The following is a 12,082-nucleotide window of genomic DNA, read 5'->3' as shown; positions in this document are numbered from 1 at the left end:
GGGACACCGACGAAAGACCAGCACAGTCGTCGGTGAATCGGGGTGCTCACCCATTACGCGAGAAAGACGAACAAACGTGAGCGCGACCATCACGGGTACTTCCGTGCGCAGGACGGTGACGGCTGCCGTCGCCGTTGCCAGCATCGTCGGCACCGCCTTTTCGGGGACTGCCGCAGCCGCTGAATCGCCCGTCAGCAGCGCGGAGTTGACTGCCTCCATAGTCGAGAAGGCAACGGGAACCGCAGATGTGGCCTCGCCCGGCTCGTCGACGGGGCAGGTCACGGTCACCACACCTGCGACGGCAAACGGCGCCGTTACCGCCCGCGCGAAGGACGGGGGCGCGCTGAGCCTCGGACTGCCGGCCAGCAGCGACGTCACCGGCACCGAAGCGGGTAAGGGCACAGTGGTCTACCCGAACGCGTCCAAGTCCACCGACCTGGCCATCCAGCCCACCACCGACGGGGGAGCCCGCACCCTTGTCGTCCTCAAGGACGCCAACGCATCCTCCACCCAGCGCTTCGCCTTGAATCTGCCCCAGGGCGCCTCGCTGATCGAGGACGAGGCGGGCGGCTACGAGATCACCCGCGAGACCGCTGACGGTGTTCACACGACCATCGGCACCATCGACGCCCCGTGGGCCAAAGACGCCAACGGCAAGCCGGTGCCGACGCGCTACGAGCTCGAGGGCTCGTCCCTCGTTCAGACAGTCGACGTGAACAAGGACACCGCCTTCCCGGTTGTCGCCGATCCGAAGTTCACGTGGGGCATCGTGACGGGTACCGCCTACTTCAAGAAGAGCGAAACGAAGAAGATCGCCCAGAACGGGGCTCTGACCGCAATGGCGGCGTGGGCTCTCCCGCCCGGCCTGAACGCGTACGTGACCATGCACTCCGCAGCCATCACGGCAACCGCCTACAAGGCCGACGTCGCCAAGAAGTGCTTGAAGCTCAAGTTCGCGGCCGGCCTCTTCATTCCTGGCCAGTACTCTGGCGGCTACTGCAAGTAATCAGCGAAAAGGCATCGACTGGTGGACGATATGTGGTTCGTGTACTCCGGTGCGGCGGTGGTTGTGCTCTCCGTCGTCGCCGTACTGACTATCGGGAAGCCGGGGAACAGGGTGTGGAACGATCTTCCCGCGGTCGTCATGGGACTTGTCTCCGCGGTGCTCGCCTACCTTCTGGCGGTCGCAAGCGGCATTGATCAGTCCTACGCATGGGGCGGCGCCCTGCTGTGGTGTGCCGGTGTGGGCCAAGGGGCGCACATCATACGAGCACGTATGGCGGGCCGTCCGAGCCACCTGCGTCACTGATCTCAGCGGGCGTCCACCCGGTTGACTCTGTTGAATGGCCCAGCCCACGAACCTGGGCTGGGCCATTCGCGTCTCCGCGCCCCCGGCACACCGATCACGCCTCGACGACCAGCCCCTCCAGCCCCCGGATCACGAAGTTCGGCTTGCGCTTCGGGTCCTCCGTGAGGGTCAGGTTCGGGGCCTTCTTCAGCAGCGCGCCCATCGATGCCGCCAGCTCGATGCGGGCCAGGGGGGCGCCGATGCAGTAGTGGATGCCGGCGCTGAAGGAGATGTGGGGGTTGTCGCGGCGGGTGAGATCGAGGCGGGCGGGGTCGGCGAAGACCGCGGGATCGTGGTTGGCGGAGCCGAAGAGCATCGCGATCTCCGCGCCGCGCGGGATGACGGTGCCGTCGATCTCGATCTCGTCCAGCACCCAGCGCTCGAAGAGCTGGAGCGGGGTGTCGTAGCGCATCAGCTCCTCCACGGCGGAGGGGATGAGGGAGTGGTCCGCGCGCAGGGCCGCCAGCTGGTCCGGGTTGCGGAACAGCGCCCACCACCCATTGACCGTGGCGTTCACCGTCGCCTCGTGACCGGCGTTCAGCAGCAGCACGCAGGTGGAGATCATCTCCTGCTCGGTGAGGCGATCGTCCTCGTCGTGCGCAGCGATGAGCCCCGAGATCAGATCATCACCGGGCTCCTTGCGCCGCTCGGCGATCAGCTCACGCAGGTAGTCGGAGAACTCCACCGACGCCCGCACCGCCTTCGCCGCCGCCTCCTGCGACGGGTTGAGCTCGTACATCCCGCAGATGTCCGCCGACCAGGGCCTCAGCGGCCCCCGGTCCGCCTCCGGAATGCCCAGCATCTCCGCGATCACGGCGACGGGCAGCGGCTCGGCGACGTCCCGGAGCAGATCACCGCCGCCCGCCTCCACCAGCCCGTCGACCAGCTCACCGGCCAGCCGCTCCACGTACGGCTTCAGCCGCTCCACCGTGCGCGGCGTGAACGCCTTCGACACCAGGCGCCGGATGCGGGTGTGGTCCGGCGGCTCCAGGTCCAGCATCCCGTGATCGTTCAGGGTGTGGAACGGCTCGTGCTCCGGCGGGGGCGGGGTGCGGCCGAACTCCTCGTGCGTGAAGCGGTGCAGATACGTCCGCCCCAGCCTCCGGTCCCGCAGCAGCGCCGAGACGTCCGCGTGATGCGGGACCAGCCACTGGTTCGTCGGCTCGAAGTAGTGCACGCGGCCCCGCGCCCGCAGCTCGGCGTAGGCGGGGTACGGGTCGGCGAGGAACGCCGGGTCCCACGGATCGAAGGCGAGGTCTTCCGGTACGGCCATGCGCGGACGCTAGCCCGGCGAACCCTCCCCTGACCAGAGGGTCCGGAAATGCCCGCTCGGGTGGCGAGGACGGCGGGGACTGCGGGGGGGCGGGGACGGCGAGGGTAGCGGGAACTCCGGGCAGCGTTTCCGGTCCCGCGGTCGTCGGGCTCAGCCGTTCAGGATGCCGCTGACCTTGGTGACCGGAACCGTTTCGTCGGGCCGCGGGACGGTCACGCGGACCGGCTTGCCGATGTCCGACAGGGTCATGGTGAGCGTTACCCGCACACCGGCCAGGTCGGCGTCCGTGCGGGCCTGCACCAGGCGTCCCCGGCTGTCGACCCACGCGTCCGCGAAGACCGGCAGGTCGCTGCCCAGGGCGTCGCGGGCTTCGTCCATCTTCGTGCGGGTCTCCGGGGCCATACGCAGCGTGAGGGTCCGGTGGTCGAGGATGCCGCGATAGCGCACCGCGCGCACGCCCTGGACGGTCTCCTCGCCCTCCCGGGAGACCTCGCGCATGGCGGCGATCTGCAGCAGGACGTGCTCGGGGTCGTTGAGCGGCGACCGCAGCAGGTAGTGGGCCCGGGCCTCGTCCCGGAGTACGACCCCCCAGGTGTCCTCGCCGAACCCTTCGACGCCACGGATGTAGATCTTTCCGTCCGCGAAGACCTGGTCGCTGTGGTCGATGGCACCGCCGGGAAGGTCGACCGCCACGTGCCCCTTGTCCGCGGCGAAGTCGAACCCGCCGGACACGGTGAGGTCGTACACCCGGCCCCCACCCTCCAGTTCGATCTCCTGGCGGAACCCGGCGCTGTCCTCGCGCAGAGCCGCGACGGCCTCGCGTACGGCGGAGCGGTGACCGGACGACGACGCGGAGGGCGGTGACGCCGCCGTGGGCTTGTCACCGCTTCCGGCGTCGGCCGTGGAGCAGCCGGCGCACAGCAGCGCGGCGGCGATGGCGGGCACGAGGGGACGGCGCATGGACTCTCCGGGTTCTAGGGCGAGCACGCGGCCGTGGCGGCACCGCCTCGCGCGACGATCTTACGAAGAGATGCGCGTGCGCGGAGTGTGGCATAGGAAGGGAGGAGATCTGCCGTCACCGTGCTCATCGCGTCTTCGGCGGGCGGCGGAAAGGACGGGCCATGTTCGACAAGCGCAGGGACCGCCGGCGGGCCAATCGCGCCTTCGACCACGACGTGGGTGTGACGCGCTACCGGATGCGCCAGCGGGCGATCTCCCTCGGTGACGACTACTGGATCGACGACGACTCGGGCCGGCACCGGTACAAGGTCAACGGCAAGGTGCTCCGCGCCCGCCGGACCTACCGCATCGAGGACCAGCACGGTGAGCGCGTCGCCACCGTGCAGAGCCGTCCCCTGCGGATCAAGGACTCGATGGCCATCGAGGACGCCTCGGGCGACCGCGTGGCCCTCGTCAAGAAGGCCATCGTCGGCCCGCTGCGCGACCGGTGGCGGATCAAACAGGAGGACGGCGACGACCTGACCGTGCGCGGCAACATCCTCGACCACGAGTACACGATCGAGCGGGATGGCTACAAGATCGCCGAGGTCTCGAAGAAGTGGTTCCGGCTGCGGGACACCTACGGCGTGGACATCGGCCCGGGAGCCGACCACACCACGGTGGTGGCGGCGGTCATCGCCATCGACGCGATGGCACACCCCGGCGACTGACGTCCAGTCAGGCTCGTGATTCTGAGCCCCGCTTGACGTCTTCGATGAAGTCGACGAAGGAGGATGCGGGGAAGGACAGGGCGGCGCGAGTGGGTGCCTTGGAGTCGCGGATGGCTATGCGGCCAGGCAGCTCGGCGATCTCGACACAGGTGTCGCCGTCGCCGCCGTCGGAGTACGTGGACTTACGCCAGTTCATCAGAGTTCCTTCGCCAATCGATAAATGAAGTCACGGGACGCCGTGGCGTCCAGCGCGGCATCCTCGACCCTACGGAACAGCCCCCGCAGTCGGTCCAGCTGAGATTCGGCATCGATGAACGCCACGCCGGTGGGCGAGTCCCGTAGCACGGTGTCCAGCCGAGGCAGGGGGCCTCCCACGTACGTCATCGAGGCTCCCGAACCCGCAAAGCCGTCCCGGTCGATGGGGATCACGCGTACGGTCGCCTGCCGCTTCTCGATCAGGTCCAGGATCTGCTGGAGTTGGACACGCATGGACTCACGGGTGGAGACGCGGAGCCGCAGGGCCACCTCGTGGATGATCGCCTCGTAGGGGGTGGGACGGGCACCCTCGATGACCGTGCGGCGCCGCATCCGGTGCTCCACCCTGGGATCCAGCTCGCTCGCGGGCAACTCCGGGTTCATGTAGGCGAAGACCGCGCGCGCATAGTCGGGGGTCTGGAGAAGCCCAGGGACGCGGGTGATCACGATCTCGCGCAGGTACGTGGCATGGTGCTCGGCCTCGGCGGAGTCCATGAACACCGGAGGCAGCACTCCTCGGTACTCCTCCCACCACCCCCGTGTGCGGTCTGTCGCCATGGTCACGAGTGCGTCGATCAACGCCTCGTCCGTACAGGCGCAGTGAGCCGCGAGACGACGTACGCGTTCCTCACTGACCCCGGCGAAGCCCAGCTCCATCTGGCTTATCTGCGCAGAGGTCGAGTGCAACAAGGCGGCCAGCTCACGGGCCTTCAGCCCAGCCGCCTCCCGCAGTCGGCGCAGTTCGGTGCCCAACCGGACCTGCCGAGCGGTGGCGTGACTCCTCAGGGGCATCCGCCCTCCCTAACAGCCGTGCTGTCGCGCCTCGTTCGGGTGTCAGATTACGCCAAGCGGTTGCAGCGGCAATAAATGTCGCCCTACCGTTAGTGACGCGCCGCACACGCTGCGAAACCCCGGGGCGCCGGAAGCGCACCGCTCCGTCCTGCCATGACGGATGCGGCAATGACACCGTCCCCGGCCACCGCGCGCTTCTCCACACGTCACCGAACCTCGCCGAACGGAGCTGACGCATGCCCGAGACCGAGCCCTGGGAGTACTCCCTCCACATCCCCAACGACCCCCGCGCCGTCACCGTCAGTCGCCGTACCCTCCGTCTGATCCTCACGATGCACGGCCTCATCCGCCTCGCCGACGTCGCCGAGCTGCTGGCGTCAGAGCTGATCAGCAACGCCGTACTGCACACGAAGGGGCCGGCCGCACTGCGGGTGCGCTGGTCGGCCGGTGTGCTGCGGATCGGCGCGTGGGACGCGAATCCCGAACCCCCGGACCCACCCGCCCGGTTGACGGACCTCATGTCCGACGAGAGCGGACGCGGACTCGCCCTCGTCCGCTCCTGCTCCGACGTATGGGGCTGGCACCCGCTCTCGAGATTCGGCAATCGGGGCAAGTACGTGTGGTGCGAACTCGCCGCGGCTTGAGCAGGGCGCCGGGTGCCTCTGGCAGCCTCACCCCGGCGTAACCAGTCGTGCCTCGTACGCGAAGACCGCTGCCTGGGTGCGGTCGCGCAGGCCCAGTTTGACGAGGATTCTGCTCACATGGGTCTTGATGGTCGACTCGGCGACCACCAGGCGTTCCGCGATCTCCACGTTCGACAGGCCCTGGGCGATCAAGGTCAGGACCTCCGTCTCGCGTTCGGTGAGGTCGCCGTAGGCCGCCTGGGCGGAGGGCATCAGGCGGGGGGTCTCGGAGAGTTTCGAGAATTCCGTGATCAGGCGTCTCGTCACCGAGGGGGCCAGGAGGGCCTCGCCGGAGGCCACGACTCGTACACCCTCCGCCAACTGCCGTGCCGACGCGTCCTTCAGGAGGAAGCCCGAGGCGCCGGCGCGCAGGGCCTGGTAGACGTACTCGTCGAGGTCGAAGGTGGTGAGGACCAGCACCTTCGACGTGCCGTCCGCCGCGACGATCTCCCTCGTCGCCTCGATGCCGTTCAGCTCCGGCATGCGGATGTCCATCAGGACGACGTCCGGGGCCAGTTCGCGGACCTTCGTCACCGCTTCCCGGCCGTTCACCGCTTCTCCGACCACCTCGATGTCCGGCATCGCGTTCAGCAGCACCGAGAAGCCCTCGCGGACCATCATCTGGTCGTCGGCGATCAGTACGCGGATGGTCATACGTCGTCACCCATGAGGTCCGTCGCCGGGACCGGCAGGAACACCGCCACCTCGTAGCCGCCGTCGGCCGTCGGGCCCGCCGTCATCTCGCCGTTCAGCATCGACACCCGCTCCCGCATCCCGGTGATGCCGTGCCCCGCGCCGGGTGAGGGCTTGATCAGTGCTGGGTTCGGCGGCGGGCCGTTCAGCACCCGCAGGCCAAGCCCGCCGAGGACGTAGCCGATCTCCACGCGCGCACCCGCCCCGGGCGCGTGGCGCAGGCTGTTGCTCAGGGCCTCCTGCACGATCCGGTACGCCGACAGCTCCACCCCCTGCGGCAGTTCGCGTACCGCGCCCGTCACGACCTTCTCCACGTCCAGGCCCGCGTCGCGCACATTGGCGAGCAGCCTGTCCAGGTCGGCGAGGGTGGGCTGCGGGGCGTCCGGGGCCTCGTAGTCCTCGGCGCGGACCACGCCAAGGACCCGGCGCAGCTCAGTCAGCGCCGCCACCGCGTTCTCGCGGATCGTGGCGAAGGCCCGCTCCAGCTCCGGCGGCGGGTTCTCCACCCGGTACGGCGCGGCCTCCGCCTGGATGGCGACCACCGACATGTGGTGGGCCACCACGTCGTGCAGTTCACGGGCGATGGTGGTGCGCTCCTCCAGCAGTGTGCGCCGGGAGCGTTCGTGCGCGGTGACCGTCTGCTGGGCGGTCACCTCCTGCTCCGCCGCGCGCCGGATGTGCCAGACGGACACGGAGAGCAGCGCCAGCGCCGAGACGAACAGCATGGGTGCGCTGTTGGTGGCGTAGTGGCCGCCGCCGAAACCCGTCTCGGCGACGAAGCCGTAGAGCGCCGTCAGGGCCCACATCCAGGCCGCCGTGCGCGGCCGGGTTCGTATCGCCACGAAGAACAGCACCGACAGATGGCAGATGAACGCCCCCGGCAGCCAGGGCCAGTCGCCCCAGCTGCTGCCGAGGACCGAGACCACCGGGGTCGCCGCCATGGACAGCCAGAAGGCGCCGACCGGCCGGATCAGCGTCACCAGCACCGGCACCGCGCACATCACACCGGTCAGCAGCGCCAGTACGCCCTCGCCGTCGAGGCTCTCCACCGCGCCCGCCCAGAACGCCAGCAGCGCGGCCCCCGCCACCACGGCGTGCGGCAGGTAGCCCGCGTACCGCCGCAGCGGGCGCGGCAGCAGCCGGGACAGCGGCCCGGTACCGGCCGTGCGCGGCAGCGGGCGGTAGGCGAACGCGTCGTGGAACAGGTCCTGGCGCAATCCGCGCAGGGCGTTCTGGGCCAGCCGGAACTCCGGGCTGCGGTCCCCGCCCCCGGGGCCCGGGGACTGCATCTGGGTCGTCGTCTCGGTCACGGTGCCACCGTAGGCCGACCGGGTCCCCGCGGTCGTCCCCGGTGAGAGGGGTTCTCCGGCGTCCGTCTCAAGTACTACCTCAGGTCGAGGCAGGCCTTCAGTAGCCCGACGGCCGGACCAGCCCCGACTCGTACGCGAACACCGCCGCCTGCGTACGGTCCCGCAGCCCCAGCTTCACCAGGATCCGGCCCACATGCGTCTTCACCGTCTGCTCGGCGACCACCAGCCGTACCGCGATCTCCGCGTTCGACAGGCCCTGTGCGATCAGCGCCAGCACCTCCGTCTCCCGTTCGGTGAGGGTGCCGACGCGCTCCTTCAGCGGGGAGCGCGGCCGGGCGTCCAGCCGGGAGAACTCGGCGATCAGCCGGCGCGTGATGCCCGGCGCGAGCAGCGCGTCCCCGGCGGCGACGACCCGCACCGCCTCGGCGAGCTGCTCGGCGGAGGCGTCCTTCAGCAGGAAGCCGGAGGCGCCGGCGCGCAGCGCGTCGTAGACGTACTCGTCGAGGTCGAAGGTGGTCAGCACCAGCACCCTGATCTCCGGGGTGGCGGCGGTGATGCGGCGGGTGGCCTCGATCCCGCCCAGCTCGGGCATGCGGATGTCCATGAGCACGACATCGGGGGCGAGCTCGGCCACCTGCGCGACCGCGTCCAGTCCGTCCACCGCCTGGCCGATCACCTCGATGTCCGGCTGGGTGTTCAGCAGCACGGTGAAGCCCTGTCGGACCATCTGCTGGTCGTCGGCTATCAGTACGCGGATGGTGCCGGTGGTCATACGGGGGTGTCCTTGGGTAGCAGGGCGGTGATCGTGTAGCCGCCGTCGGCCGAGGGTCCGGCGGTGAGGCTGCCGCCGAGCATCACGGCGCGCTCGCGCATGCCGAGCAGCCCGTGCCCGGCGCCGGAGGACGGCGGTGCCTGGCGGGTGGGCCGGGTGTTGGCCACCTCCACCCGCAGCGCGTGCGGCTCGTAGGCGAGGGCGACGCGGACGGTGGCGCCGGGTGCGTGCCGCAGTACGTTGCTCAGCGCCTCCTGCACGATCCGGTACGCCGACAGCTCCACGCCGGGCGGCAGCGGGCGCCGCTCCCCGGTGATCTCGGTGGTCACGGTGAGTCCGGCGGCCCTGGTGTTCTCCACCAGCGCCTCCAGCCGGTCGAGGGTGGGCTGCGGGGCGTGCGGGACGCCGTCCGCGTCGGCCTCGTGCCGGTCGGGGCCGGGGTGCTCGGAGCGCAGGACGTCCAGCACGCGGCGCAGTTCGGTGAGCGCCTCGACGGCGTTCTGGCGTATGCCGGCGAGGTTCTCCCGCAGCTCGTCGGGCGGGTCCTTCACGAGGTGCGGGGCGACCTGGGCCTGGATGGAGATGACCGACATGTGGTGGGCGACCACGTCGTGCAACTCCCGTGCGATACGGCTGCGTTCCTCCAGCAGGGTGCGCCGGGCGCGTTCCTCGGCGGTGAGCGTGGTCTGCTGCACCAGCTCGGCGCGGGCCTCGCGGCGGCCGCGCAGGGCGGTGCCGAGGAGGACGACGACGGAGCAGAGGATCACGGCCAGTTGGCCGGTGGGCTGATAGTTCGGCCCGCCGACCAGGCCCTGGACGACGTACGTGACCAGCGCGGTCAGCCCCAGGGCCGCCACGGCGGCCCGCGTGCGGACGCGCAGGGCCAGCAGCAGCATGACGAACAGGTGCGCGATGAGAGCGGCCGAGGTCCAGGGCCAGGTGAACGCGTGCCCGTCGGTGGCCATCCCGGCCCGCACCGCGGACGCGCTGACCATCATGGCCGCCGTCGACAGCCACCACGCCGGAACCGGCCGCCACAGCGCGAGCACCATCGCGCCCGCCTCGGCGACAGCGATCAGGAAGGCGGTCCCCTGGTCCAGCCTGCCGTAGTCGCCGAGCTGGGCGGCGTCCCCGATCAGCACCCCGAGCGCGGCCAGGCACACCACGCCGTGCGGCAGCCACCGCACCCACACCGAGGGCGGCAAGGGGTCGGCCCGCCAGGTCCACAGATCGTCCCGCAGCACCCCCAGCCACCGCCGGACGAGCTCCGCCCCCTTGTTCGTCACGCGGTCCAGCCTAGACATGGTGTACGCCCTTCACCGGCCGGTTCTCCCGCACCACCCGGGACCGCCCGCGCGGCCCGCCACCGCCCTGTTCCCAGGTCCGGAAGGCGGCCCAGCAGACGCCGAGGGCGAGGACGAGGACGGGCAGCCAGGCGAAGCGGGCGGCGACCCAGCCGAGGTCGTCGGGGCGGGTGTGCAGGCCGGGCATCCGGCCGAGGAGCAGTGCGGTGGCGGTGGTCGCCATCAGCGCGGTCTGGTGCCACAGGAAGAGCGTCATCGCGGAGAGGTTCACCAGCGCCACCGCCGCCCACGCGAGGGGCCGGCGCATGGCGTGGGCGAGCCGTGCGCGCAGGAGCAGCGCCAGTCCGCACTGGGCGAGCCCGAAGGTGACGGCGGCGAGCGTCGGCGGGTCGAGGTCGGAGACCTCGGCGCCCGGCACGCCGACCATCGACGCCGGGTAGCCCGCCCAAGCGACGAGCGCCGCCGTCACCGCCGTACCGCCGAGGAGGAGGATCCATCCCGAGCGGCGCCGGGCCAGTTCGCCCCGGGTCCAGGCGGCGCCCAGGCAGTACGGCACCAGCCAGCCGGCCGCCACATTGATCCAGCCGAGCTCCTCGGGCGCGCCGAACCCGAACCGCAGCAGGTCCACGTGCAGGACGACCGCGAGCGGCCACAGCGGATGCAGCCGGGTCAGGGCCGGGGTGGCCGCGGTGAGCACGGCGAAGACCAGCAGGAACCACAGCGGGGACAGGGCGAGTTTCACCAGTGTGCGGGTGGTGGTGAGGTCCGCGCCGGACAGCAGCAGGGTGACCGCGACGACCGTCCACAGGGTGAGGACGGCGGCGACGGGTGTGAACAGCCGGGCGAGGCGGGCGCGCAGCCAGTGGCGGTACGGGATGCCGCGGGTGCGAGCGGAGGCGTAGGAGCGGGTCGCCACGTGGCCGCCGACCAGGAAGAACACGGCCAGCGTCTGGAACATCCAGGAGACGGGGGCCAGCCACGGCAGGTGCTGGAGCGGGCTCGCGGTGCGCAGCGTGCGGCCGTCGGCGACGAGGGCGGTGACCAGCCAGTGGCCGAGGACGACACCGAGGACGGCGAGGGCGCGCAGCGCGTCGACGGCGCGGTCGCGGTGGGCGGGGGTGGCGGCGTCGATACGGGCGATCAGGTCACGCAGGGGCATGGGTCACCGCCTCGGTGTCGCCCAGGACGATCCTGGTCAGGTTGGTGAGGGAGAGGGAGCCGGGTGCGAAGTAGTCGCTGTGGCCGCCCTCTCCGGCCGCGAAGACGCGGGCGCCGAAGGCCGGGGTGACGGGGTCGGTGCCGAAGCCGACGGTGGTGCCGAAGAGGTCGGCGCTGAGGTGGGGGACGTTCTCGACCCAGTCGTCGGCACCACGGGCCGCCCAGATACGGGCGGGGGTGCGGAGGGCGGCGGCGGTGTCGGTGCCGGTGCCGGGGCTGCCGAGGAGGGCGATGTCCTGCACGGCGTCGGCGGTGGTGGGGGCGGCCTCGGCGCAGACGACGGAGCCGTAGGAGTGGCAGAGGAGGGAGATGTGGGGGTGGGGGGCGGTGGTGGCTCTCCGTACGTCCCGTATCAGCGCGCCGAGTTGGGGCGCCGCTTGGTCCGCTCGGTCCGTCGAAGCGACCGTCGTGCTGATCGTGCCGGGGGTTTCGTAGCCGAGCCAGGCGATGACGGCGGTGTGGGGTGCTGCGCGGGTGAGGCGCTGGTGCAGGGACTGGGCGGCGGTGCGGAAACGGCCGTAGGTGTCGAGGCTGGTGTCCGAGCCGGGGACGAGGACGGCGATGTGGGTCGCTTGGGCGAGGTCGCCGAGTACTTCCGTGACCAGGCCGGGGCCTCGGCCGTCGAAGGTGAGGAGTTGGCCGGTGGTGAGGGTGCGGAGGGCTGCCGCCCGCTTGGCGGCGCCGTGGGCTGCCGCCATCTGTGCGGCTTGCGTGGCGTTGGTGCGGTTGGCTGCGTAGATCTCGTCGAGCGTGGTGGGGGTGGG

At 70.8% G+C, this 12,082-nt stretch carries 13 protein-coding genes; 3 read left to right on the top strand and 10 right to left on the bottom strand.

Going from position 1 to position 12,082, the window contains the following annotated elements; all coding sequences use genetic code 11:
- Positions 1-76 precede the first annotated feature (76 nt).
- The gene (locus tag N4P33_RS03510) at positions 77-1,006 is read left to right on the top strand and encodes a hypothetical protein (RefSeq protein WP_260824662.1); all 930 of its coding nucleotides are present in this window, start codon (positions 77-79) and stop codon (positions 1,004-1,006) included.
- 397 nt (positions 1,007-1,403) lie between these two features.
- Here N4P33_RS03510 and N4P33_RS03505 read toward each other — a convergent pair whose 3' ends face one another.
- Complete coding sequence (locus N4P33_RS03505) at positions 1,404-2,621, bottom strand: cytochrome P450 (protein WP_260824661.1); 1,218 nt, start codon at positions 2,619-2,621, stop codon at positions 1,404-1,406.
- A 150-nt stretch (positions 2,622-2,771) separates the two neighbouring features.
- Entirely contained in the window at positions 2,772-3,581 is an 810-nt protein-coding gene (locus N4P33_RS03500; protein ID WP_260824660.1) for a hypothetical protein, read from the bottom strand.
- Positions 3,582-3,742: 161 nt separating this feature from the next.
- On the opposite strand from N4P33_RS03500, the gene N4P33_RS03495 reads away from it, so the two are divergent.
- Positions 3,743-4,291: an LURP-one-related/scramblase family protein gene (locus N4P33_RS03495; protein WP_260824659.1), complete on the top strand. Its 549-nt coding sequence runs from the start codon at positions 3,743-3,745 to the stop codon at positions 4,289-4,291.
- 7 nt (positions 4,292-4,298) lie between these two features.
- Here the strand turns inward: N4P33_RS03495 and N4P33_RS03490 are convergent, their stop codons facing one another.
- Positions 4,299-4,487, bottom strand: a complete 189-nt coding sequence (locus N4P33_RS03490) for a DUF397 domain-containing protein (protein WP_260824658.1) — start codon at positions 4,485-4,487, stop codon at positions 4,299-4,301.
- Positions 4,487-5,338 (bottom strand): helix-turn-helix transcriptional regulator, encoded by an 852-nt coding sequence (locus N4P33_RS03485; RefSeq protein ID WP_260824657.1) that lies wholly within the window; start codon positions 5,336-5,338, stop codon positions 4,487-4,489. Before N4P33_RS03485 ends, N4P33_RS03490 begins: the two co-directional genes overlap by 1 nt.
- A gap of 236 nt (positions 5,339-5,574) precedes the next feature.
- Between N4P33_RS03485 and N4P33_RS03480 the strand changes: the two genes are divergently transcribed.
- Positions 5,575-5,982 (top strand): ATP-binding protein, encoded by a 408-nt coding sequence (locus N4P33_RS03480; RefSeq protein ID WP_260824656.1) that lies wholly within the window; start codon positions 5,575-5,577, stop codon positions 5,980-5,982.
- Positions 5,983-6,009: 27 nt separating this feature from the next.
- Here the strand turns inward: N4P33_RS03480 and N4P33_RS03475 are convergent, their stop codons facing one another.
- The 6 genes from N4P33_RS03475 to N4P33_RS03450 all read right to left on the bottom strand — a co-directional run.
- Positions 6,010-6,675 carry a response regulator transcription factor gene (locus tag N4P33_RS03475; protein WP_260824655.1) on the bottom strand — a complete coding sequence of 222 codons (666 nt, stop codon included), beginning with the start codon at positions 6,673-6,675 and terminating at the stop codon, positions 6,010-6,012.
- A complete protein-coding gene (locus N4P33_RS03470; RefSeq protein ID WP_260824654.1) occupies positions 6,672-8,024 on the bottom strand; it encodes a sensor histidine kinase in 1,353 nt (450 codons plus the stop codon). Before N4P33_RS03470 ends, N4P33_RS03475 begins: the two co-directional genes overlap by 4 nt.
- 97 nt (positions 8,025-8,121) lie before the next feature.
- Positions 8,122-8,796 carry a response regulator transcription factor gene (locus N4P33_RS03465; protein WP_260824653.1) on the bottom strand — a complete coding sequence of 225 codons (675 nt, stop codon included), beginning with the start codon at positions 8,794-8,796 and terminating at the stop codon, positions 8,122-8,124.
- Positions 8,793-10,100: a sensor histidine kinase gene (locus N4P33_RS03460; RefSeq protein WP_260824652.1), complete on the bottom strand. Its 1,308-nt coding sequence runs from the start codon at positions 10,098-10,100 to the stop codon at positions 8,793-8,795. Before N4P33_RS03460 ends, N4P33_RS03465 begins: the two co-directional genes overlap by 4 nt.
- A complete protein-coding gene (locus N4P33_RS03455; protein ID WP_260824651.1) occupies positions 10,093-11,259 on the bottom strand; it encodes an acyltransferase in 1,167 nt (388 codons plus the stop codon). The genes N4P33_RS03460 and N4P33_RS03455 overlap by 8 nt, the downstream gene beginning before the upstream one ends.
- Positions 11,246-12,082, bottom strand: an 837-nt coding sequence (locus N4P33_RS03450) for an alpha/beta hydrolase family protein (RefSeq protein ID WP_260824650.1), incomplete at its 5' end; no start/stop codon positions are given. The genes N4P33_RS03455 and N4P33_RS03450, both read right to left, overlap by 14 nt.

This window comes from Streptomyces sp. 15-116A, from assembly GCF_025290915.1.
Classification (GTDB): domain Bacteria; phylum Actinomycetota; class Actinomycetes; order Streptomycetales; family Streptomycetaceae; genus Streptomyces.
The sequence above is the reverse complement of the archived record's forward strand: the minus strand, read 5'-3'. Positions and strand labels throughout refer to the sequence as shown.